Below are 21271 nucleotides of genomic sequence, written 5' to 3'. Positions count from 1 at the left end.
CCGGTGCCCGTCAGGGACCAACCCCGTACGGTATCGGTATCGTCGGCCCGGGAGTGTCTCCATGCGAATGCGTCGAACGGTCGCTGTTCTCGCCATCGCCGCGTCGGTTCTGACCCCGGCGACGGCGCAAGCCGCGCCATCGGGGGATGGCCGGCCGCACGCGGTAACGCTGACCGAGTCCTCCCTGCAAGGGGTGCACGGCACGGCTCCCGACGTCACGGTCCGCAACGTCCTCACCGTCACCGCGAACGGGGCGGCGCTGCGTATCCGGCTGGGCAACCCGTTCGGCGGCACCCCGCTGGTCGTACGGTCGGCGTGGGTCGGTTTGCAGCCCACGACGCATTCGCCCGCGCTGGTACCCGGTTCGAACCACCGTGCCACGTTCGGGTTCAGGCGGACGGTGACGGTGCCGCCAGGCGGCAGTGTCTGGAGTGACCCGCTGCCCATGACCGTGCGGTCCGGCGACCACGTCGCGGTGAGCGTGTACGCGCCGGGGTCGCCGGTCAACGACCACACCTTCCCGCCGCCGGAGACCAACACGCCCGGTTCGTTCCTGTCCGCCCGGCCCGGCGACGCCGGATCGGACGAGTCGGGGACCGCGTACGGCGCCTTCTCGCCCGGCAACCTGTGGTGGGTGGACGCCGTCAGCGCCGTCTCCGCCGCGCGCGGCACCATCGTGACGCTCGGCGATTCGATCACCGACGGCTACAACGCCTTCGGTGGCGGCCCGCGCTGGACCGACGTACTGGCGGCGCGGATCGGGCAGCTGCCGCCCGGTCGGCGGCTCTCGGTGGCCAACGCCGGCATCAGCGGGAACACGGTCAGCGTCCAGCCGAACCCGTACGACCCGACCAACCAGTGCTGCGGCCCGCCCGCCCCGTTACGGCTCGATCGTGACGTGCTTTCGCTGCCCGGCGCCAGCCACGTACTGCTCCTGGAAGGCACCAACGACCTCGGCGGCGGCGACCACGCGCCGCCCGCACCCGCGGCCCAGGTCATCGACGCCATGCGGACCATCGCGGCGAGGGTGCACGCCGCCGGGCTGAAGATGATCGGTGCCACCGTTCTGCCGATGTGCAACGCGGCAGGCGGCTCGAAGGAGCAGGCCCGGCTCGCGGTCAACGAGTGGATCCGTACGTCCGGGACGTTCGACTCGGTGCTGGACTTCGACGCCGTGATGCGCGATCCCGCCGATCCGACGGTCATCCGTCAGGCCTGGCGGAGCGACTGCTACCACCCGAACGCCGCGGGCGACCGCGTCCTCGGCGAGTCGATCGACCTGTCGGTGTTCGGCCTGCCCAGGTCCGCCGCGCTCGCGTCGGCCGGTGAGCACCGCCTCGCCGGGTAGCCCCAAGCCGTGACGTGCCGTGAAGGCCTCCTTCCCTACCTTGAGCGTAGGGGCCCGGCAAAGTAGGGATGCTGCAGGTCGGGGACCTCTTGATCATGGCGCAGGCCGACGTCTATGAAGGAATTAGGACGTTGAATGTCCCAATTCCTTCATGGACACGGGGTCGCCTTCGGTTGCGAAGCTTGATCAACAGAGGTTCAGGGGGCATGGCCCTGAACCCGGTGTACCTCGAGTGTGGAGGATTTGGGACGTTCACCGTCCCAAATCCTCCACACTCGGACCCCGCGGGCATCAGCGATGCCACATCCGGACCATCGAGAACAGTGCCGACCAGCAACTCTGCGACTTTGCCGAGACCCTGACCCTGAAGGTAGGGAAGGAGGCCTTCACGGCCAGCGCCACCAACGACCAAGCGCACGTCACCGGGCAGACGGAGCGGACAGCGTCAGTACCTCCGGCTGCGGTGCCGCGCAGCAGCCGCTGCTCGTCGCCGCTTCGGCCGGTTCGTCGAACAGGCCCGAACCGCCGCAGACGCCGGTCTCGCTCATGCGCAGTTCGACGCGGGCGGCGGCGTGGTCTCCGGCGAGCTGGGCGGCGATGCTGCGGACCTGCTCGTAACCGGTCATGGCCAGGAACGTCGGTGCCCGGCCGTAACTCTTCATCCCGGCCAGGTAGAAGTCCTTCTCCGGATGGGCGAGTTCCTTCGCGTCGTGCGGGTACACGGTGCCGCACGAGTGCACGTTCGGGTCGATCAGCGGCGCGAGCGCGACCGGTGCCTCCAGCGTCGCGTCCAGGCCGAGGCGGATCTCGGAGAGCCAGGTCAGATCGGGGCGGAACCCGGACAGGGTCACGACTTCGTCGACCTGCTCGATCCGCTGCCCGGAGGACGAGACCAGGGACAGGCGTCCATCGCCGTCGCGTTCGACCACCTCGGTGCGGAACCCGGTCACCACCCTGATCTGCCCGGAGTCCACGGCTTCCTTGGCGCGCAGCCCGAGCGCGCCTCGTGCGGGGAGCTGGTCAGCCTCGCCGCCGCCGAAGGTGTTGCCCACGGCGCCGCGTCGCAGGACCCAGCTGATCCGCGTGTCGTCGTTCGCCAGTCCGGAGAGTGCCACCAGCGCGGTCAGCGCCGAATGGCCGCTTCCCGCGACCACCACGTGTTTGCCCGCGTACCGCGTCCGCACCGCCTCGTCGCCCAGATTCGGGACCCGGTAAGCGATCCGGTCCGACGCGGCCCGTTCGCCCACCGCCGGAAGCCCTTCGCCACCCAGTGGATTCGGGGTCGACCAGGTGCCGGACGCGTCGATCACCGCCCGGGCGGTGACGCGCTCCTCGGAACCGTCGGCGGAACGAACGTGCACCGTGAACGGCTCGTCGTCGCGGCCGCTGTCGACGACCCTGTCCCGTCCCCGGCGCGCCACCCCGATCACCTCGGCGCCGAACCGCACCCGGCCGGCGAGCGCCTCGGCCAGCGGCCGCAGATACGACCCGGCCCACTCCGAACCCGTCGGATACCCCTCGCCGCCGGGTCGCGTCCAGCCGGTCTTCTCCAGCAACCGCCCGGCCGCGGGGGCGACGAGTTCGGACCACGGCGAGAAAAGCCGCACGTGATTCCACTCCGCCACGTCCGCGCCCGCCCGCGCGCCTCGTTCCAGCACCAGCGTTTCGAGGCCCCGCTCCACCAGTTGGGCGGCCGCCGCCAGCCCTACCGGACCGGCTCCGATCACCACGACAGGCAGCTCGTTCATCCCCATGCACCTTTCATCGATCCACCTCGATTAAGTCGATGCGGGGGACTGTATCGACCGGCATCGATTGACGCAACCATCGATTCTGGCCGATACTGTTCGGTATGACCTCGGTTGTGCCCGTTCCCCTCGCCGGTCTCCTGCCCGCGCGCGAAGCCGCGACCTACGCGGAGTGGTTCGCCTGCCTCGCCGAACCGACGCGGGTCAAACTCCTGCACGCCGTCGCGACCTCGCCCCGAGGCCTGACCGTCGGAGCGCTGACCGAGATACTCGGGACCAGCCAGTCCACCTGCTCCCACCACGTGCGGAAACTGGCGGAGGTCGGCTTCCTGCACCTGCGCAAAGAGGGCACGGCCACGGTCGTGACGATCAACCAGGCCTGCTGCAGCGGACTCCCGCACGCCGCCGACGCGGTCATGGGCCTGCTCGCGCCGCGTCCTTGCTGCCCGGACAACCTGCCGGAAGACGTCGCCATTCGTGCCCTTCGCGACGACGACCGGGACTCGGTCCGCAGGCTCTACGGCGATGGGATCGAGGTTCCGCTCGAGGGGGAAGGGCTGCCCGGACATCGCTGGGTCGCCGAACTCGATGGCGAGGTCGTCGGCTGGACCGCCGCGATTCCGGTCTCGGCAGACGAGCGCTACCAGGGTGTCGCCGAGACGTCGGTGTACGTCGGCGAAGGTCATCGCGGCCGAGGTGCGGGGAAAGCGTTGCTGTTCAAGCAGGTCACCGAAGCCGACGCCGCCGGGCTCTGGACACTTCAGACTTCGGTCTTCACCGACGATCGCGCCGGTATCGCCCTGCACCGAAGTGCGGGTTACCGCACCGTCGGCATCCGCGAACGTGTCGCGCGGCTCGACGGCGTTTGGCACGACGCGGTCTTCCTTGAACGCCGCAGCCCGGTCAACTAGCTCCGGCGTGGACCAGGTCCCGTGGCGGCGGGACCCGGCGCGTTACGCGGTGACGAGCGAGAGGCCGTAGGTCTGCAGGATCTCGTTCACCGGCTGGAACCAGGTTTCCCCGCCGGATCCGCAGTTACCCCAGCCGCCGGAGGTGACTCCCTGTGCCTGGTCACCGGTGATGAAGGAACCGCCGGAATCGCCGGGTTCCGCGCAGACGTTGGTGCGGGTCATCTGGTAGACGGCGCCCTGTGCGTAGTTGACGGTCTCGTTGTGCCCCAGCACGGTCCCGCAGTGCCAGTGCGTCGTCGAACCCGACCGGCACACCGAAGTGCCGACCGGCGCGACCCAGGAGCCTCGGACGAGTGCGTCGCTCACCGTGCCCCAGCCGAGGACGACCGGCGCGGTCCACCAGCCGTTGCCGATCCGGATGAACGAATAATCGTTGCCGGGGAACGACGAACCGGAGAAGCTGCCCATCGCCGAGCCGTCCCAGCCCACGACCGAGCTGCCGACGCCGCCGCAGTGACCGGCGCTGACGAAGCCGCCGTTGACGGAGAATCCGATGGAGCAGCGGGTGTTCCCGTTGATGTAGTATGGATCCCCGCCGACGGTGCCTGCCGCGAACGGGGTGGGCGCCGGTGCGGCGACGACGGTGATCGGTCCGGATTTCCTTGCCGTGGCGAGGAAATCGTCGAGGTCGGCGCCATGCGCGCCGGGACGTACGGCGACCACCACGGTGCCGCTGCGGGTGTCGGTGCGCCAGCCGCTGACCGCGGCGGGAGCGGGTTTGGTCTTGACCGACGAGTCGATCGCGGCCTTCGCGGCGTCGAGTTTCGCCGCGCTGACCGCGACAGTGGCCGGTTCGGCACCGGCCCGCCGGACGGCGGAAGCGGCCGCGGGGTCGGTCACCCCGACGACGAGCTTGCCGCGCGCCGGGTCGAACCAGGCGCCGCCGAAGGCCGCGCCCGCGGCGTCCCGTGCGGCGGGCATGACGCGGGTGGCGGTCATTTCCTGGGCGAGCCGGGTTTCCGCCTGTGCGGCGGTGAGCCCCAGATCTCGCTGCATGGCGGCGATCAGCCCGGGTGACGCCAGTGCGACGGGAGCGAGGGCGGCGGCCGTGAGGCTCGCGGTCAGGACGGCGGCGCCGCCGAGTGCCAGGGCGATTCTTCGACGCATGGAGGACTCCTTCAAGGCCGGGGGAAAGAAACACACTGCCCGCCGAGTGTGCGGCCCTGGTACGAAGCGAGTCGAGAATTGTCCGGTCTTCTGTCCGGAATTCGGAGATTCCTTGCCGGGCAAGGGGAAGAAAGTTCTTCACCGGCTTCGCCGCGACAGTGGCGACAACATTCGCGCCATCCGCCCTGATGCGGCAACGACATCGGGGTTCGCGGTACCGTATGGCGGTGATGGGGGGAGGAGGGTTCGTTGGTGATGATGATCGTTGACCGCAGTAATCTTTGCCGCCGCCTGAACTGCGAGGACGCGGAGTTCTGGCTGGGTCTGTGCGCCCCGCATTGGGCGCGCTGGCACGACGGGCTCGATGCCCTCGACCAGTCCGACGACGAAAGGCCCGCCCCGCCGCGCAGCGTGTTCACCGCTCCGGTGCAGGAGGGCAGTGTGTCGCGGCGCGCGCGGGCCGTGACCGGGATGTCGTACGAAGTCAGCGCCTGACGCTTCGGTTCACCGGCAGGCGTGGATACCGGCGAGGACGGCGCTCAGACTGGGAAGCCACCGCTGTCGCGGGTCGGGCGCCGTCACCCATTCCGGCGAGGAGTCGACTCGCCGGTTCCCGACCGGCAGCGGGAGCAGTGCGCCCCCTGCGAGCACCTCGACGTCCCTCGGCAGGGCGGAGCGAGGGGGAATGAGGCCGTCGGTCTCCGCGAGCATGGCCACGCGTCGCCCCTGTCGTGAAGGGACGACGAAAGCGGGCCCGTCGCAGCCGGTGGCCGCGAGCCGGTCGAGGACCGGTCCGGCGCTGAGCTTGGGGAGCGTCGCGGCGCAGATCCCGTTCTCCAGCGCCAGGAACGGCCGGGACCCCAGCCATTTCACCGACCAGCCGAAGAGCTTGCCGTAGTAGGCGTCGAAGTTTTCGGCGGTCGCGTCCCGCAGTGTGGACTCGGTGGGCTGTACCTGCTGGTCGAGGGTCATCGTCGACGCCTTCGGCTCGGCGGAGTGGGGTGCCCCCAGCTTAACGGCACTGAGTGTCACTAGCAAGCCGGACTGTTACCGTTCCGGCCATGACGGATTCGTCGCGTCGCACGCCGGTCACCCGGGTCGGGGCGACCCCCGCCGGACGACGCCAGCTGCGTCGCTCGCTGGCCTCCGCGGCCGTGGACCTGTTCGTGGCGCACGGCTACGAGGCCACCACCATCGACGAGATCGCCGCCGCCGCCGGGATCGGCCGCCGCACGTTCTTCCGGTACTTCGACGCCAAGGACGACGTGCTCTTCGCCAACCACGACGAGATCGTGGCGGAGATGGAGGAGGCCTTCGCGGCCGCCGATCCCGCGCGTGATCCGGTGGAGGTGGCCTGCGCCGCGGTCAGCCTGGTCCTCGATTCCTACGCCGCCGACCTCGACGGCTCACTCAAGCGCTTCACCCTGACCCGTACCGTCCCCTCGTTGCGGGACAAGGAGGTCGCGACCGTCGACCGCTACCAGCGCGTCCTCGCGCGCTACCTGCAGCGGCGGTTCGAGGAGCAGGGCGACACGATGGCGGCGTTGCGCGCGGCCGTGGCCGCGGCGGCGATCGCGGCGGCCAACAACCACGTACTCCGCCGCTGGTTGCGCAGTGGCGGCAAGGAGGACATCGAGGCAGGCGCCGCCGAAGCGTTCGCACTGGTCATCGACGCGTTCCGGACCATTCGCCCGGCGACGGGCGGCGGAGACGGGACGGTGGTCGCGGTGATGAGTTCGTCGGCGTCCCTGCCGGAGGTGATCGCGCAGGTCAGCGCGGCGCTGCGCCAGGGCGACGGCAGGACGGCCGACTCGAACTGACACTGAGTGTCATTGTGCGGCCGGAACACTTCCGAGGCGGTGGACCGGCTTCGCGGGAGCCCGTCCGGAGACCGCGGTCCAGCCGGTCGCGGCCTCGCGCCGGGCGGGACGAGTTCGGGTCCGGCGCTGCGTAGTTCGGTCTTCTCGTGCGCCGCGGGGTCTCGTCGGCACGGTCGCTTCCACGCGTTCCATGGCCAACGTGAAAGCCATGATCACCATCGGTGTCAGCAGCGCCATCCACATGATCAGAGAGGTACCCGGCCGGCCCCGGATTCAATCGGCGTCCGTGGTTCGTGGGTGACCCGCCGCTCAGCGGAGCGCGACGGTGAGCAGGACGGCGCTGTCGAGGAAAGCGGTGAGACTGTGCCGCTCGGGCGGGACGGCGGAGAGCTGACCTCGGTCGAGGAACCGGTCGTGGTCGTGGGTGCTCAAGCGAACCCGTCCGGTGACCACGTGCAGCGTGGCGGCCGGGGGCGAGTCGTGCTCCGCCAGTTCGGCACCTTCGGCGAGCGCGATGAGGGTGACACGCTGGGCGACGCCCGCCACCAGGGTCTTGGCGGCACGCCGGGAGTGATGTTCGCGAGCCTTCAGGAGCAGCTCCGCGGCCAGGACTTCGACGTCCGCGACTTCGGGACGGTCGCTCATGGTGTCCAGCGTAGTGGCCGACCGGCGCGGTCGCAGATCACCAGCGGCCGCTGATCAGCCGTCGGCGCGCTCGGCGAGGACGGTCGCGAGTGCCGAGGCGAGCCGGGCGACCGACTGATCGTCGTCGTGGGCCAGCCGCCGCAGGACGTCCCGCGCGACGCCCGTCGGCATTTCGGCGAGTGCTTGGGTGAGCCGCATCCGCGCGGCAGGGCCCGCACCGGGTGCGGCGAGCGCGTCGACCAGCGCGTTCATGATCCGGTCCGGGCGACCCGGGTCCGAGGACAGCGTTCCCAGGACCTCGGCCGCCTCGACGTCGTTGGTGCCCTCGACCACCATGCGGACGAGTGACGGCACGGCCGAGGTCAGGCCACGTTTGCCCAGCGCCAGAGCGGCTTGCTTGCGGACCGTCGTATCCGGGTCCTCGAGCGCGTCCGTGAGCACCTGGGTCGCCTCGGCATCGGACAGGTCGGCGATCGCGAGGATCGCGCGCCGCCGGACCTCGACGTTCTCCGAACGCGCGCCGGACACCAGACTCGCCAGACCGTCGGCGCCCGCTCGGGCGAGGGCCCACCGCAGGGCGCCGGCGACGTTCGGATCGGATTCGGTGAGAACCGCCCCGGCCAGCAGCTCGGCGGGAACCGGCAGGTCCTCGGCCGGGGCGAGGACGGCCTGCTGACGGCGTGCGGCATCGGGGGAGTTGAGCCCGTGCAGGAGCTGGACGATCCGCAAGACGTCCTGCCAGTCGAAAGGCGCCGAGGCGTCGACCGAGCGGAGCCGTTCGAGCAGCTCCTGCTCCCGCTTCAGCCTGTCCTCTGTCCTTCGGATGAGGTCACCGACCAGCGTGGACGGCGCGAACGCGGGATCCTCCATGGCGCGTCCGATCTCGCTGAGCGACATGCCGAGGGACCGCAGGCATTCCACGTGGAAGATCCGGCGGATGTCCTCGGCGGAATACTCGCGATAGCCGCCGACCGTGCGACCTGTCGGCCGCACCAGCCCGAGGGTGTCGTAATGCCTGAGCATCCGGGCACTCACCCCCGAGCGGCGCGCCACCTCACCGATCAGCATCGTGCTTCCTCACTGCCCTTCCGCGCCGAGCGCGACGATCCGTTTCGCCTCGTCGTACCCGGCGTCCGGGTCGCGAAGAAGCCGCTCCGTGGCACGGGCATGCGCACAGACCGCGGGGTCCTCACTCGCCAGCCCCTCGCGCAGGACGGGCTCGATCACGTCCCCGAGCGCGGTGAGCGCCCGGCTGAGACTCAGTCTCACAGTACGGTCGCCGCGACCGAACTCCGCCGCCAGCTCGACGGCCAGTCCTTCCCGCTCCCCGGCGGGGACGAGGACGACAGCGGCACGCCACGCGCTGCGGGCCACCTCGTCGTCGGCGTCGTGCAGCAAGGACCGCGTGATCGCCGGCCACACGGCCTTGTCCCCGATCTTGGACAGCGTGTGCAAGGCCTGGCTCCGGGCCTGAGCGAGCTCGGAACGCAGCTCCGCGCGGAGTTTGGGCACCGTGACCGCCGAGGGCAGCCGGGTCAGCGCCCAGGTGAGCATGTCCCGCACGAAGAAATCGGGCTCGATCGCGCACCGTGCCAGCAGCACGTCGGCGAAGCCGGGGTCCGGATGCGTGCCCGCCGCGAGCGCGGCCTTGAGCCGCGTCGACGAGTCGTGCGCGCTCAGCGCGTCGAGCAGCCGCGTGTCCTGTGGGGTCTTGGGTGTCGTGTTGATCGTGACCACCTCCTGCACCCAGTGAAGACGTTGACACGGTGTCAAGGTCAAGTGCGAACAGAAGCGCGTTCGCTGGTGGTCACTCGATCGGCTCGCTGCCGTGAAGGTCAGGGCCCCGGGCGCGCCGGTGACCTGCACGGCTTAGGTCGTGCGTGGGTCGGGTTGGTCGTGAGTGGCGATTCGGGTTATTTGAGAGGTAACCCAAACGTGGCGTGCCCCGGCGTGGGTCCGGACCGGCTGACGGGAGCGGGGACGGCGACTGGCCTGTCCACAAAGGACCCTATTTGCACGGTTAAGTGTCCAACTTGGGCGGTATGCGTGGCTTCGCGAGCGGGCCGTGAGTGCGAAGTAGGGTTCTATTGAGGGGTAAGTCAAACGTGTCGTGTCGCGGGCTGTGGTCGCTGCTGCCTACGCGTTTCCCTGGTGGTGAAGGCTTCCTTGCCTACGCTGACGGTAGTGAAGGAGCCCTTCACTACCGTCAGGCGTGATCCCTGGTGACAGTGGGACGGCTGTGACATCAACGTCCCGTCTTGAAGTCCGTGAAGGCCTCCTTGAGGGACCCAGAGTCCCTCAAGGAGGCCTTCACGGACTTACCACCCACCACGCCACCTTTGCCTTACCCCTCAATAACCCTCATTAGCACTCATGACCCCCTTCGAAACCGTAAATATAGGCATCAATCGGACATGAAGTCGTCCAATGGTGTCCCCTGTGGACAGTCAAGGAGGCCCCACTGTCTCAGTGGGGAGTCCTTGATTGCGACCAGTCCGCGAAGGTCTCCTTCGCTACCTTCAGGGTAGGGAAGGGGACCTTCACATCAGCGAGGCGATCACGCCATGTTTGCCTTACCCCTCATTAGAGCCCGAATCGCCACTCACGACCAACCCTGCGCTGAAGGTCGCGTCCTTGCTGTCCACAAGGGACACGTTTCCTTGCCCTGAAATAACGCGGCGGTCTATGGGCGAGTCAGCTGGGTCAGGAATTCGTGGTTGGTCTCGTTCTTCCGGAGACTGCCGAGCAGCGTCTCGACGGCGTTGTCGCGGCCATCGAGGGCTCGGCGAAGAGTGCTGACGGCGGCTGTTTCCCCGGCGGAGATCAGCAGGTCCTCGCGGCGGGTGCCGGATTGCGCGAGATCGACGGCAGGCCATACGCGTTTGGTCGCCAGCCGCCGGTCCAAACGTAGTTCCGCGTTGCCGGTGCCTTTGAATTCTTCGAAAATCACCGTGTCGCCGGTGGATCCGGTATCGACCAGCGCGGTGGCGAAAATGGTCAGCGAGCCGCCGTTCTCGATATTCCGCGCGGCGCCGAGGAATCGTTTCGGCGGAGTGAGCGCGGTGGAATCCACGCCACCGGAGAGAATGCGGCCGGACGCCGGTGCGGCCAGGTTGTAGGCTCGGCCGAGCCGGGTGAGTGAATCCAGCAGAACCACGACGTCACGGCCCTGCTCGACCAGTCGCTTCGCCCGCTCGATGGCGAGTTCGGCGAGCGCGGTGTGCTCGGCGGGCGGGTGATCGAAGGTGGCGGCGATCACTTCGCCGGGTACCGCGCGGGACAGGTCGGTGACCTCCTCCGGTCGCTCGCCGACCAGCACCAGCATCAGGTGGCATTCCGGGTGATTCTTGCTGATGCCGTGCGCGATCGCTTGCAGCACCGAGGTTTTCCCGGCTTTCGGCGGTGCGACGATGAGGGCGCGTTGTCCCTTGCCGACCGGCATCACCAGGTCGATCACCCGGGCGGTGAGGGCGTGCGACTCGGTTTCCAATCGCAGTCTTTCGTTGGGGTGGAGGGGAACCAGGTCGGCGAAGGCGGGTCGGCACCGCACCGGGTTCGGGTCGTGGCCGTTGACCGCGGTCACCTCGTTGTTGTCACCGAGGCAGATCAGGTCCCCGCGGCGCAGGTCGAGATCGCGGACCACTTTCCGCGAGACGGGCACGTCGTCGGGACCGGGCAGGTAGCCGTCCGCCCGGACGTGTGCGCGGTCGCGCACGATATCGAGTATTCCGTTGATGGTCATTACGAAGTTCTTTCTGTGCTGGGAGAAACGGCGAAGACACGCCGGAAGAAACCTTCAAGGTGAGAAGGGAACTGAGGGAGGCTCTCGCGGGAGGCGTTGCCTGCATCCGCCAAGAGGAACAGCACGACGGTATCCCAGCCGGTGGTTATCGCGCAACCCGGTGAGCCCGAAGCGCTGTTACGACCGACTGCGCTGGCATTGGGGGGAACCTGTCCACGTATGGGTGGCCGGACGGGCTTTCCCTTGCCAGCTCGGGTAAAAGGGCGAAGGGTCGGTCAGGTCGAGGGTGTTGGTTGATCCGGTGCCCTCAGCTATACGGCACCGGGCAATGGCCCCAGACTTCGGTCATCACACCACCTCGCAGGTTCGCGACAGCAGTCGCGGATCCCCTCATGGGTGGAAGGTTGATCATGACGTCGACAGCACGTGTCAGCACGGCGGGCCGGGCAGGGCGGGCCCTGATCGGATTGGGTACCGCGGCGGGATTCGCACTTCTGGTGCCCGGGCAGGCGTGGGCACTTCCGCCGGGATGTACCCAAAGCGGCGCCAATTTCACCTGCACCGCGGGAATTGCCGCCGGTCAGGTGCTGGACGGCACCACGGGGGACAACATCATCACCATTACCGGCGGTGCCGTGAACGGCACGATCAACAGCCTGGCCGGTAACGACACGATCAGAGTCACCGGCGTCGCCGGGACAGCGGGCGGCAACGGGCCTCCAGGAGCCGACGGTAACGCGGGTACACCCGCGGGCAACGCCGGTGGCAGCGGTGGGGCCGGAAACGTCGGCGGTGCCGGTGTGGGGACCACCGGGGTCATCGATGGCGGTGCCGGTACGGACAGCATCACCGTCACCGCCGGTGCCGGAGGCAACGGCGGAAACGGTGGCCAGGGTGGTGCGGGATTCTCCAGTGGCGCGGGTGGTGCCGGTGGTAACGGCGGCGTCGGCGGGATCGGTGGTGCCGGTAACGCCGGGAACGTCACCGGTGGTGCGGGTAACGACACCGTGGTCTTCACCGCGGGCGTGGGTGGCAACGGAGGTCTCGGTGGCCTCGGTGCCGCCAGCGGTCTTGTCGCCGGTGGCGCGGGTGCCGGCGGTATCGGTGGCGCGGGTGCGGCCGGTGGTGTCGGGAACTCCGGAACCTTCACCGGTGATCTCGTCGACGCCGGTCTCGACAGCGTGACCGCCAACGGCGGTGCCGGAGGTACCGGCGCGGCCGGGGGTGTCGGCGGTTGCGGTCACGGCGGCGGCGCCGGTGGCGTCGGTGGCGCCGGGGGAGCCGGCGGCGTAGGCAATTCCGGGACCATCAGCGGTGGTGCCGGAGTCGACACACTCAAGGCCAATGGCGGACTCGGCGGCAACGGTGGCGGCGGTGGCAAGGGCGGCAACGGTTCGGCCGCAGTCCAGCCCGGCGGTGCCGGGGGTGTCGGCGGTGCCGGCGGTGCCGGTGGGATCGGAAACTCCGGCACGCTCACCGGCGGAACCGGCGTCGACGCCATCACCGCTACCGGCGGCAAGGGCGGTAACGGTGCAGGCGGCGGCAACGGCGGTATCGGTTGCAGTGGCCCCGGCGGCCCTGGTGGCATCGGCGGCGCCGCGGGCGCGGGTGGCCTCGGGAACTCCGGAACCATCAACGACGGCGCGGACACCATCGCCACCCCGTCCGGCGCCAGCGGCCTTGCGGGCGGCAGTGGTATCGCCGGGATCAACAACGGCGGCGTCTGCACCTGCTGACGGATAGCTAAGCGGTAACAACAGGCGGCGGCGACCTCTCCGGAACATCGGAGAGATCGCCGCCGCTTTTTCTTTGGTCGCGCTCACGCCGAGTGAGCGACGAACCCAGGGGAGTGTTTCCCCGGATTCAGTAACGGAAAGAACGAGAAAAGGCGGCATCGGCCGGTCTTCGCAAGAGCGCGATTCGGCAACGGTGCGAAACCTTCTTTAGCCGTGTTCGACGCAGAGAACCTTTGCGGCGCAACAACTCCATCGCGCCGGACGCAGGCGCAATCTTGTCCGGCCGAATTCGCGCGCGTACCGCTCGTGCCACTCGTTCATGTGAACGGCCCACCCTCGAAAACCACGCTCAGAGCGCCTGAAGCCGCCATCCGGATGACTCCGCCGGGCCGACCGCAACCTGCACGCGTGAAGTCTCGCCGCCTCGAAGTTTTGACTCACTGTGACTGTTAGCGTGCGGAGAGAAGTCGTGATCTTGAATGAGGAGGGCATTCGATGAACCGTCTCGTGAATGCGGCGTTGTGCGCGATATCCGCGGGAGCCCTGGTGCTCGTGGCGAGTCCGCCCGCCGTGGCCGTCGCGGGCACCGTGGTGGTGTTCTCGACCGAACTGCAGCGGCTGGAGACATACCGGAATCCCGAAGGCTGTACCAAACTTCCCATCGCCGCGCATGTGCTGGCCAATTTGACCTCCTCCGACCTGGTCATCCACGGGGATCCGCTCTGCGTGACACCCGGTTTGACAGTCAACGCCGGGTACGGCTCGCACGTCGCGGCGGGAAGCGGATCGTTCTCGATCAGCCGGTGATCGTTTTGAGTGACAACGAAACCGAGAAAGGCTCAAGTGTCTGTCGATCTTGTCGTGGTAGGAGTGGGTTACGTCGGACTGCCACTGGCGGCGGCCGCCAGTGCGGCGGGGTTGTCGGTTCTCGGCTACGACACTTCGACGCTGGTGGCGGCCGGGGTGGCCGCGGGCCGGTCGCATGTGCCCGACGTGTCCGCGGCCCGGTTGCGGGCCATGCGGGCGCAAGGTTTCACGGTGACGGCCGACCCCGCGGCCCTCGGCGACGCGGACGCGATCGTGATCTGTGTGCCGACCGGCTTGAACTCCCACGGCGGACCCGATCTCGACGCCGTGCGAGCCGCGGCGACGACGGTCGCCGGGCAGTTGCGGCCAGGCACGCTAGTGGTGCTCGAGTCGACGAGCTTCCCCGGCACCACCGAGGAGATCGTCCTGCCGATCCTGGAGAAGGACGGCTTGATCGCCGGGGAGGACTTCTTCCTCGCATATTCACCCGAGCGGGTCGATCCGGGAAACCCCCGCTTCGGTGTGCGTAACACCCCCAAGGTGATCAGCGGGCATACGCCGTTGTGTGCCAAGCATTGCGCGGCGTTCTACGGGCGGTTCGTCGACACACTGGTGGTGGCGCGTGGTACGCGGGAAGCGGAGATGGCCAAGTTACTGGAAAACACCTACCGCTACGTGAACATCGCCCTGGTCAACGAGATCGCGATCTTCTGCGACCAGATCGGCGTCGATGTGTGGGACGTGCTGCATTGCGCGGGGACCAAGCCGTTCGGCTTCATGCCGTTCGTGCCGGGCCCCGGTGTCGGCGGGCATTGCCTCCCCATCGACCCCAAATACCTGCTGGACAAGGCCGAGCGGGAGGGTGCGCTCCTCGGCGTCGTGCACGCGGCCCGGCTGGTGGACGACAGCATGCCGGGGCACGTCGTCGAACGGGTGTCGCGGTTGCTCGCCGCCCACGATAAACCCTTGCGGGGCGCGAAGGTCCTGCTGCTCGGAGTCGCGTACAAAGCCGATGTGCCGGATACGCGTGAGTCCGCCGCCATCCGGATCGCCGTCCGGTTGCGCGCCCTCGGCGCCGACGTGTCCTATCACGATCCGGTGGCCGTCACGGTGCCCGAGCTGGGCCCACCGGTGGAAGACCTCGACGCGGCGCTGAGTGCGGCGGATGTCGCCGTACTGGCGGTGGCACACCGCGCCTACGACCTCGGCCGGCTGAGCTCGACAGCCCGGCTGCTCTTCGACGTGACGGGACAGATTCCCGGGGAGGAGGTCGTCCGGCTTTGAACGCCCCGCTCGGTCGAGACGGCGGGACGCGTACGTGAATTGATCCGAACTTCCGTGAAAAGGAGAGTGCCCGAATGACCACAGCGGTCAAGAACGACAGGCTCAAGAAGCGTTTCGAGAAGTGGGACGTCAACGGGAACGGCAAGATCGAGAAGTCCGATTTCGAGGCCGAGGCCTCTCGGATCGTCGAAGCTTTCGGCGAGGACCCGGCGTCGCCCCAGGCTCGGGCGGTGAAGGACTCATTCGCGACGATGTTCGAGTACCTGGCCACCAAGGCGGGCACGGGCCCGAAGGGGCCGCTGAACGAGCGGCAGTTCACCGAAGTGATCGAAGCGCAGATCTTCCAGGAAGGCGACTCGGGATTCGACCGGGTGGTCCGTCCCACCATCGCGGCGATCGTCGGTCTGTGCGACACGGACGGCGACGGCGAGGTCAATCAGCAGGAGTTCGGCAAATGGCTGGCCGCGATCGGTGTCGAAGCCTCGGCCGCGGGCCCCGCGTTCCGCGCGATCGACGTCAACGGAAACGGGAAGCTGACTGTCGACGAGCTCGTGCGCGCGGTGCGCGATTACCACATGGGCAAGATCGACGTACCGCTGCTGGGCAAGTGACCACGGCATAGCGTTTCGGTGGTGAGTGGCCCGCTTCCGGGTCACTCACCACCGGCCGCGGAACCGCACCTCCCGTTCCGGTTTCAACCCGATCTCCTCGCCGGAAACCGGGCGCGCGGTGTGAATGAGAATGTTGTAGTGATTGGGAAAATGGCATCCGTCGAAGCCGAGCACGGTGCCGACCAGCTCGTTGCCGAGCCAGACCTCGTCGCCTCGGTCGATCACGCCGGCGCGGTCGATTTCGGCGAACCCGAGAAAGGCGACGCGGTCGATCCGTGCTCCGGGAGCCGTGTCCGCGTGGTTCGTCGTGACCAGCTCGTGTACCTCGCCGACGCGAACGCAGCGGCTGGCGAAGGATTCGAGACTCATGCCCCGATCGTCACGGTGATGTACGAGCACCTTCACCACGGTGCCGGTGATCTCCCGTTTCGGTCCGTCCTCCCGCATCGCGCTCCCTTCGATAACATTCGTCCACTATGGACAACATGGTGAGGCCGTTGTCGTGCCGCGGTCCCCCTGCGCGCACCGCGGCCGCGAACTCACGAAGCAATCCGGCGTACTCGTGCCAGAGCGATTCCTTGAACTTCGGGAAGCCCGCCAGCAGGTCGGCGCGCAACACGGTCCCATCCGTCAGCCGGACCTCGATGTCCTTGGTCTCGCCGGGATAGGACCAGTCGAGTTCCACGACCGCGCTGTCGAGCACAAGTGTCGCCCGCCGGTCGACACCGTCCTCGTCACGCTGGATCCGCACGTCGCGCAGCGTCACGGTGCCGAGGAACAGCTGGACGAGGTCGAGCGCGTTGGGCCCGTTGTCCGCCACACAGCCACCGCCGCAGCGTGCCGCGTCGAGGTACCAGCGGTCACGGCCGACGTGCTCTTCGATCCGCTCCAGGTACCGCACGGTCAGCGAGGCGATCGGTGCACCGCCCGCGAGCTTCTCGCGCAGCGCGCGCACGTTGGCGTTGTACCGGCGATGAAACGCGGTGAACAGAGCGACACCTCGTGCCTCCGCTCTGGCCGCCAGATCCTCACCATCCGCGAGCCTGGTGGCGAGCGGCTTCTCGACGCACACCGGCAGACCCGCGTCCAGTACGTCCCGGCACACCGTGGCGTGGACGTCGTTGGGCGCTGTCACGATCACCGCGTCGAGACCTCCGGCGGCGAGCATCGCACGGTGATCGCCGTGACCCGGCACAGATATGTCGCGCAACGCCGCAGGGTCGAGATCGCAGACCGCGGCGAGCTCGACATCGGGCGACCGCTCCACCGCGGCGAGATAGAACCGCGAGATGACACCTAGGCCCACGACACCGACCCGGATCATCCGGCCTTCTTTTCCAACGCCGTGGACAGTTCGCGGTACACCGCGTCCGGCACCGGTACCCCGAGCGCACGGCGCCGGGCGGCGCGTTCGCCCTCGTGCCAGCCGGGATAGACGACTGGGGAGGTGGGATCCTGAGCGGGCCAGTCACGCACCGCGGCGAAGAGCGCGGCCGCGTCGGTGGCGAAGCCCGCACGCAGCAACTCCGGTGCGATCGCCAGCGCCATGACCCCGATGTCGTCGTCGCTTTCCCCGTCGGCGGACAGCGCGCCGAGCGCTGCTCCGGGTAGCAGCGCACCGAGCACCTCGACCAGCAGGCCGAGACCGAAACCCTTGTAGGCGCCCGTTTCGGGATCGCCGCCCAACCAGAGCAGGCGGGCCTCGCCCCGGTCGAACGCGGCGGCGTCGGTCACCGGTGAGCCGTCTTCGGTGGCCAGCCAGCCCGGCGGGATCGGCCGGTGCTCCCGTGCCGCGGCACGCACCCGGCCGGTCGGCACGACGGTGGTGCTCATGTCGAGGACGAAAGGATGGGCATCACCGGCAGGACAGGCCAGTGCGAGCGGATTCGTTCCGAGCATCGCGGCCGCGCCCCCCGGTGGCGGGGCGATGCGCTGGCCGCCGCAGTTCGAAGCGAGCAGGCCGATCATTCCGTGGGTGACGGCCCGCGCGGCGTGGTGCCCGGCGCAGCCGATGTGGGTGGCGCCGCGCAACGACACCAGGCCGATGCCGTGTCGCGATGCCCTGGCGCACGCGAGTTCCATGGCCTGCGAAGCCGACCACAAGCCGAGCGTCCGGCGCGCGTCGGCGAGGACGCAAGCGCCGAGATCGGTCTGCACGACCATGTTCGCCTTCGGGTCCGCGCGTCCCCGGTCGAGCAGCGGCAGGTACAGCCGGGTCAGGTTGATCAGGCCGTGCGAGGTCACCCCGGTCAGGTCGCCGTGGCACAGCGCCGCGGCGGCGATCCTCGCCCGCTCCTCGGGCACCCCCCGGTCGACGAAGGCCCTGGCGACCATGGACAGAAGGGCCTGATAGGGCACCAGTACGGTCATGCTCCTCCATTCCGGCTGAACTCCACGACGATGTCCCGCACCAGATCGCTGAAGCGGTCGAGGTCCGCGACGTCGGCGTACTCCCCGCTCGAATGAGCGTTGTTTGCGCCCAAGGAGCCGGGGCCGAGGACGGCTGTCCGCGTGCCCGGGACACCGGCGAGCCAGATGGCGTCGCAGGTGAAGCCGGGTTCGTCGTCCGGCCACCGCGGAACGAGCCTGTCCAGCAGCGGGATCTCCTGTGCGGGCAGGGCGGGGAGGCCACGTTTCCGCCAGCGCACTCCGGTGATCGCCGCCGCGTCGGCCGCGGTACGGCGGAAGGGCGGGCAGTCCCGGAACCGGGCGCTGAAGGCGGCGAGGCCGGAGCGCAGGCCGTCCTCCAGGGCCGCGGCCAGCTTCATCGCCGATTCCTCGCTGTCGTAAGGCAGGTTGAGCAGCAGCTCACCACGGCCGTACACCCGGTTGTGCAGGCGTCCGGTGTGCAGGCCCGCCACGCAGAACCGGCCGTACGGTGTCAGATCGTGGGCGAGGTGCTGGGCGAGGAAGCCCAGCAGGACCGTCGCGTTGTGCCCAAGGTGCGGCTCGTCGTCGATCGCGTCTTCGCCCTCCACCCGCAGACACGCGGTCATCGACGCCGAGCAGCGCGGCAGGTACCGCAGGCCGGTGGGTTCGCAGAAGATGTTGAGTTCGCCGTGGAATCCGGCCTTCACGAGCGGGCGGGTGCCGAACGTGCCCATCGCGCCGCCTTCCTCGCCTGACACCGCCTGGATCAGCACACCGGCGTCCCTGCCGACCGCCGGATCCGCCGCGAGCGCCGCGCGGACACCGGCCAGCAGCGCCACCGACGGCCCCTTGGCGTCGATGGCGCCCCGGCCGGCGAACCTGCTCCCGTCGAAAGCCGCCGGTTCGAACGGCGCCACCGTGTCGAGGTGCACGTTGAACATGACGGCCGGAGCGGCGGGGCCGATCCGGAGTACGAGGCTCGGCTGGCAGGCGAGGAAGTCCGGCCCGGTGTCGCGGACCGCGGCCGGGACACCGGGGAAATCGAGCACCGACGGGGCAGGAGCGTCGAAGTGCAGTGTGTCGAAGCCGATCTCGGCCGCCGCGTCGGCGTAGACGCGCATCGCGTCCCACAGCCGGACTTCGCCGGTCGTCTCGAGCGGGCCGGCCGTCGGCAGGTCGAGCAGCCGCAGCAGCAGGTCGCGGTCGGCCGGGATCACCGGACCAGCCCGGCCATCGCCCGCCCCGCCGCGATGAACTTCATCGCGGCGTCCGGCGCCGGCCCACCCGGTTCGTGCGGCCGCATCGCCAGATGGGGTTCCAAGGACCACGCACCGCCGTAGCCGGCGGCTCGCAGCAGTTCGACGCAATCCGCGACCCGCGCGGAGCCCTCACCCGGGATGGTGAAGCCGCGTTCGTCCGCGTCCTTGATGTGGACGTGTTCGACGTGGTCGACGATGTCGGCCAGCAGCTCGAATCCGTCATAGCCGTGGGCGACGCCGTTCCCGGTGTCGAACAGCAGTTTCAGCGCCGGGCTCGCGACCTCGTCCAGCAGTTCGAGCATCCGTTCGGCGCTCGTGCCGGCCCAGCCGGAGCAATTCTCGTGCAGCAGGGTCACACCGTGTCGTTCGGCGCGGTCGGCGAGGACGGTGATCCGCTCGATCACCCGCGCGCGCCAGTCGGAATCGCCGAGACCGGCATTGGGGTACGACATGATCCGCAGATGGCGGGTGCCGAGTGCCCGTGCTCGCTCGGCGAGGACGTCGAGTTCGGCGAGGTCATGCCGGAAATCGGTGGAGATCGGCCTGGCCCAGCTTCCGATCCGGGACGCCAGGCAGACGACGCGCAGGCCGTTGTCGGACAAAGCGGCCGACACGGTCGAGAAGCGTTCGTCGGTGAGCTCGGCGATGGCGACCTGCTCGACGCTGCGCAGTTCGATCGCCTGCCAGCCCAGTGCGTCCAGTACCGAGATCTGGCCTTCGATGCCGGACGCCGCCTCGTCGGTGATGCCGGCCAGTACCGGGTCATCCGGCACGGGTGGCCACCGCCGGGCGTTCGGGGCGCGCGACCGGTTCCGCGCAGATGTTCTTGGCCACCGAGAGCAACTGCACCACCTCGGTCGCGAAGGTGAACCCGAGCGTCTGCTCCCCGCCCAGCTGGAACTTCTGGTACGCCTGGAACATCCACTCGGTCATCGCGTCGTCCCGCAGCACGTCGTGGTCGGACCGGCCGTTCGAACGCAGGGTCAGCTGGGAGTGGTGGTCGTCCCCGCTCACCGCGAAGTGCCCGATCGCGTCGCCTTTCTCGAATTCGACGGTGACCCGCCGTTCGCGTACCGGGGAGGTGAGATCCGAGCGGATTTCCGTGTGGATACCCGTGTTGTGCCGGAGGCCGACGACGGCCCCGCCCATCCGCGGGCCGACGTTGCCTTCCACTTCCAGATCGCTGCCGGAGGCGTGGGTGACCCGTGCGGCGCCCGCGAGGCGGAGCGCGAGCGCGACACCGTGCGGCAGTTCGACGTCGAAGGCCGTCGGATGACCGGGCGCCATGAGCGAACGGCGGAACCGCGGTTTGTTCTGCACGATGTCGATCGACTTCGGAGCACCGAACCGGCCACTGCGGATCAGTTCGACCAGTCGCCACGTGAGGGTGCTGGTGAGCCACGGCTCCACGACCTCGATATGCAGTTTGTGCTTACGGCGCAGGCGGATGATCCGGGCGAGATCGTCGATGTCGGCGGCGAGCGGCTTCTCCACGATGATCTTGCGGAACCCGAGCGTGGCCAGCTCGGAGAGCACCGTGAGGCGTTCGGTCGGCGGTGTGCAGACGTGCACGACGGTTTCGGAGGGGTCGAGACCGTCGGCGGCGGCGTCGAGTGTCGGCTCGACGACGAGCCCCGGCCGGGCGGTGACGTTTTGGCGTGGTTCACACGCCACGACGGGCACGTCGCAGAAAAGTTGCGGAGTACTGGAACGGAGTTTGGCCAGAACCGGGAGATGCAGTCCCGCGCCTGCCCTGCCGAGTCCCACGACGAAAGAACGCACTGGTGAGCCTGCCCCTCGAGTTTCGCATTCGAAATCCCCTC

The 21271-nt window shown here is 68.9% G+C and carries 20 protein-coding genes and 1 pseudogene; 8 read left to right on the top strand and 13 right to left on the bottom strand.

Annotated features, from left to right (window positions below; translation table 11 throughout):
- The first annotated feature begins 61 nt into the window (after window positions 1–61).
- Window positions 62–1348 carry a GDSL-type esterase/lipase family protein gene (locus ACZ7KI_RS24065; RefSeq protein WP_470275344.1) on the top strand — a complete coding sequence of 429 codons (1287 nt, stop codon included), beginning with the start codon at window positions 62–64 and terminating at the stop codon, window positions 1346–1348.
- A 419-nt stretch (window positions 1349–1767) separates the two neighbouring features.
- Here the strand turns inward: ACZ7KI_RS24065 and ACZ7KI_RS24060 are convergent, their stop codons facing one another.
- Window positions 1768–3096, bottom strand: a complete 1329-nt coding sequence (locus tag ACZ7KI_RS24060) for an FAD-dependent oxidoreductase (RefSeq protein ID WP_470275343.1) — start codon at window positions 3094–3096, stop codon at window positions 1768–1770.
- A gap of 104 nt (window positions 3097–3200) precedes the next feature.
- On the opposite strand from ACZ7KI_RS24060, the gene ACZ7KI_RS24055 reads away from it, so the two are divergent.
- Entirely contained in the window at window positions 3201–4007 is an 807-nt protein-coding gene (locus tag ACZ7KI_RS24055) for a helix-turn-helix domain-containing GNAT family N-acetyltransferase (protein ID WP_470275342.1), read from the top strand.
- Between the two features lie 42 nt (window positions 4008–4049).
- Here ACZ7KI_RS24055 and ACZ7KI_RS24050 read toward each other — a convergent pair whose 3' ends face one another.
- Window positions 4050–5174 carry a S1 family peptidase gene (locus ACZ7KI_RS24050; protein ID WP_470275341.1) on the bottom strand — a complete coding sequence of 375 codons (1125 nt, stop codon included), beginning with the start codon at window positions 5172–5174 and terminating at the stop codon, window positions 4050–4052.
- Window positions 5175–5429: 255 nt separating this feature from the next.
- Between ACZ7KI_RS24050 and ACZ7KI_RS24045 the strand changes: the two genes are divergently transcribed.
- Window positions 5430–5669: a hypothetical protein gene (locus ACZ7KI_RS24045; RefSeq protein ID WP_470275340.1), complete on the top strand. Its 240-nt coding sequence runs from the start codon at window positions 5430–5432 to the stop codon at window positions 5667–5669.
- Window positions 5670–5678: 9 nt separating this feature from the next.
- On the opposite strand, the gene ACZ7KI_RS24040 is transcribed toward ACZ7KI_RS24045, so the two are convergent.
- Window positions 5679–6146 carry a glycogen operon protein GlgX gene (locus ACZ7KI_RS24040; RefSeq protein WP_470275339.1) on the bottom strand — a complete coding sequence of 156 codons (468 nt, stop codon included), beginning with the start codon at window positions 6144–6146 and terminating at the stop codon, window positions 5679–5681.
- 89 nt (window positions 6147–6235) lie between these two features.
- Here ACZ7KI_RS24040 and ACZ7KI_RS24035 point away from each other — a divergent pair, with 89 nt between their 5' ends.
- Window positions 6236–6994, top strand: coding sequence for a TetR family transcriptional regulator (locus ACZ7KI_RS24035; protein WP_470275338.1), 759 nt, complete (start codon window positions 6236–6238; stop codon window positions 6992–6994).
- A gap of 309 nt (window positions 6995–7303) precedes the next feature.
- Here the strand turns inward: ACZ7KI_RS24035 and ACZ7KI_RS24030 are convergent, their stop codons facing one another.
- From ACZ7KI_RS24030 to rho, 4 genes and pseudogenes are all read right to left on the bottom strand, one after another.
- Window positions 7304–7639, bottom strand: coding sequence for a cupin domain-containing protein (locus tag ACZ7KI_RS24030; RefSeq protein WP_470275337.1), 336 nt, complete (start codon window positions 7637–7639; stop codon window positions 7304–7306).
- Between the two features lie 54 nt (window positions 7640–7693).
- Entirely contained in the window at window positions 7694–8707 is a 1014-nt protein-coding gene (locus tag ACZ7KI_RS24025; protein WP_470275336.1) for a HEAT repeat domain-containing protein, read from the bottom strand.
- Window positions 8708–8716: 9 nt separating this feature from the next.
- Window positions 8717–9376, bottom strand: a complete 660-nt coding sequence (locus ACZ7KI_RS24020) for a HEAT repeat domain-containing protein (protein ID WP_470275335.1) — start codon at window positions 9374–9376, stop codon at window positions 8717–8719.
- Between the two features lie 946 nt (window positions 9377–10322).
- A pseudogene (gene rho, locus ACZ7KI_RS24015) lies at window positions 10323–11390 on the bottom strand (transcription termination factor Rho); the annotation flags it as partial.
- A gap of 401 nt (window positions 11391–11791) precedes the next feature.
- Here rho and ACZ7KI_RS24010 point away from each other — a divergent pair.
- The 4 genes from ACZ7KI_RS24010 (at window position 11792) to ACZ7KI_RS23995 (ending at window position 15819) form a co-directional block, all read left to right on the top strand.
- Window positions 11792–13117: a hypothetical protein gene (locus ACZ7KI_RS24010; RefSeq protein ID WP_470275334.1), complete on the top strand. Its 1326-nt coding sequence runs from the start codon at window positions 11792–11794 to the stop codon at window positions 13115–13117.
- 495 nt (window positions 13118–13612) lie between these two features.
- Complete coding sequence (locus ACZ7KI_RS24005; RefSeq protein ID WP_470275333.1) at window positions 13613–13924, top strand: hypothetical protein; 312 nt, start codon at window positions 13613–13615, stop codon at window positions 13922–13924.
- A gap of 36 nt (window positions 13925–13960) precedes the next feature.
- Window positions 13961–15208 carry a nucleotide sugar dehydrogenase gene (locus ACZ7KI_RS24000; RefSeq protein ID WP_470275332.1) on the top strand — a complete coding sequence of 416 codons (1248 nt, stop codon included), beginning with the start codon at window positions 13961–13963 and terminating at the stop codon, window positions 15206–15208.
- Between the two features lie 74 nt (window positions 15209–15282).
- Window positions 15283–15819, top strand: a complete 537-nt coding sequence (locus ACZ7KI_RS23995; RefSeq protein WP_470275331.1) for an EF-hand domain-containing protein — start codon at window positions 15283–15285, stop codon at window positions 15817–15819.
- A 45-nt stretch (window positions 15820–15864) separates the two neighbouring features.
- Here the strand turns inward: ACZ7KI_RS23995 and ACZ7KI_RS23990 are convergent, their stop codons facing one another.
- From ACZ7KI_RS23990 to ACZ7KI_RS23965, 6 genes are read right to left on the bottom strand one after another with little or no spacing between them, the layout of a single operon-like run.
- Window positions 15865–16266 (bottom strand): DUF6917 domain-containing protein, encoded by a 402-nt coding sequence (locus ACZ7KI_RS23990; RefSeq protein WP_470275330.1) that lies wholly within the window; start codon window positions 16264–16266, stop codon window positions 15865–15867.
- Window positions 16199–17143 (bottom strand): Gfo/Idh/MocA family protein, encoded by a 945-nt coding sequence (locus tag ACZ7KI_RS23985; RefSeq protein WP_470275329.1) that lies wholly within the window; start codon window positions 17141–17143, stop codon window positions 16199–16201. The genes ACZ7KI_RS23990 and ACZ7KI_RS23985 overlap by 68 nt, the downstream gene beginning before the upstream one ends.
- Window positions 17140–18189 (bottom strand): Ldh family oxidoreductase, encoded by a 1050-nt coding sequence (locus tag ACZ7KI_RS23980; protein WP_470275328.1) that lies wholly within the window; start codon window positions 18187–18189, stop codon window positions 17140–17142. The genes ACZ7KI_RS23985 and ACZ7KI_RS23980 overlap by 4 nt, the downstream gene beginning before the upstream one ends.
- On the bottom strand, window positions 18186–19406 hold the full coding sequence (locus ACZ7KI_RS23975) for a M20/M25/M40 family metallo-hydrolase (RefSeq protein ID WP_470275327.1): 1221 nt from the start codon (window positions 19404–19406) through the stop codon (window positions 18186–18188). Before ACZ7KI_RS23975 ends, ACZ7KI_RS23980 begins: the two co-directional genes overlap by 4 nt.
- Window positions 19403–20221 carry a sugar phosphate isomerase/epimerase family protein gene (locus tag ACZ7KI_RS23970; RefSeq protein WP_470275326.1) on the bottom strand — a complete coding sequence of 273 codons (819 nt, stop codon included), beginning with the start codon at window positions 20219–20221 and terminating at the stop codon, window positions 19403–19405. The genes ACZ7KI_RS23975 and ACZ7KI_RS23970 overlap by 4 nt, the downstream gene beginning before the upstream one ends.
- Window positions 20211–21230 carry a Gfo/Idh/MocA family oxidoreductase gene (locus ACZ7KI_RS23965; protein ID WP_470275325.1) on the bottom strand — a complete coding sequence of 340 codons (1020 nt, stop codon included), beginning with the start codon at window positions 21228–21230 and terminating at the stop codon, window positions 20211–20213. Before ACZ7KI_RS23965 ends, ACZ7KI_RS23970 begins: the two co-directional genes overlap by 11 nt.
- Window positions 21231–21271 lie beyond the last annotated feature (41 nt).

The organism is Amycolatopsis sp. NPDC039088, from assembly GCF_055598845.1.
The sequence above is the reverse complement of the archived record's forward strand: the minus strand, read 5'-3'. Positions and strand labels throughout refer to the sequence as shown.

What these genes read in the sequence shown, in the direction of transcription:
- ACZ7KI_RS23990 (WP_470275330.1), bottom strand. Translation starts at nt 16,266, where the DNA reads ATGCGGGAGGACGGACCGAAACGGGAGATCACCGGCACCGTGGTGAAG.
- ACZ7KI_RS24055 (WP_470275342.1), top strand. Translation starts at nt 3,201, where the DNA reads ATGACCTCGGTTGTGCCCGTTCCCCTCGCCGGTCTCCTGCCCGCGCGC.
- ACZ7KI_RS23980 (WP_470275328.1), bottom strand. Translation starts at nt 18,189, where the DNA reads ATGACCGTACTGGTGCCCTATCAGGCCCTTCTGTCCATGGTCGCCAGG.
- ACZ7KI_RS24035 (WP_470275338.1), top strand. Translation starts at nt 6,236, where the DNA reads ATGACGGATTCGTCGCGTCGCACGCCGGTCACCCGGGTCGGGGCGACC.
- ACZ7KI_RS24010 (WP_470275334.1), top strand. Translation starts at nt 11,792, where the DNA reads ATGACGTCGACAGCACGTGTCAGCACGGCGGGCCGGGCAGGGCGGGCC.
- ACZ7KI_RS24050 (WP_470275341.1), bottom strand. Translation starts at nt 5,174, where the DNA reads ATGCGTCGAAGAATCGCCCTGGCACTCGGCGGCGCCGCCGTCCTGACC.
- ACZ7KI_RS24040 (WP_470275339.1), bottom strand. Translation starts at nt 6,146, where the DNA reads ATGACCCTCGACCAGCAGGTACAGCCCACCGAGTCCACACTGCGGGAC.
- ACZ7KI_RS24065 (WP_470275344.1), top strand. Translation starts at nt 62, where the DNA reads ATGCGAATGCGTCGAACGGTCGCTGTTCTCGCCATCGCCGCGTCGGTT.
- ACZ7KI_RS24045 (WP_470275340.1), top strand. Translation starts at nt 5,430, where the DNA reads ATGATGATCGTTGACCGCAGTAATCTTTGCCGCCGCCTGAACTGCGAG.
- ACZ7KI_RS24060 (WP_470275343.1), bottom strand. Translation starts at nt 3,096, where the DNA reads ATGAACGAGCTGCCTGTCGTGGTGATCGGAGCCGGTCCGGTAGGGCTG.
- ACZ7KI_RS24025 (WP_470275336.1), bottom strand. Translation starts at nt 8,707, where the DNA reads ATGCTGATCGGTGAGGTGGCGCGCCGCTCGGGGGTGAGTGCCCGGATG.
- ACZ7KI_RS23995 (WP_470275331.1), top strand. Translation starts at nt 15,283, where the DNA reads ATGACCACAGCGGTCAAGAACGACAGGCTCAAGAAGCGTTTCGAGAAG.
- ACZ7KI_RS23985 (WP_470275329.1), bottom strand. Translation starts at nt 17,143, where the DNA reads ATGATCCGGGTCGGTGTCGTGGGCCTAGGTGTCATCTCGCGGTTCTAT.
- ACZ7KI_RS24005 (WP_470275333.1), top strand. Translation starts at nt 13,613, where the DNA reads ATGAACCGTCTCGTGAATGCGGCGTTGTGCGCGATATCCGCGGGAGCC.
- ACZ7KI_RS24030 (WP_470275337.1), bottom strand. Translation starts at nt 7,639, where the DNA reads ATGAGCGACCGTCCCGAAGTCGCGGACGTCGAAGTCCTGGCCGCGGAG.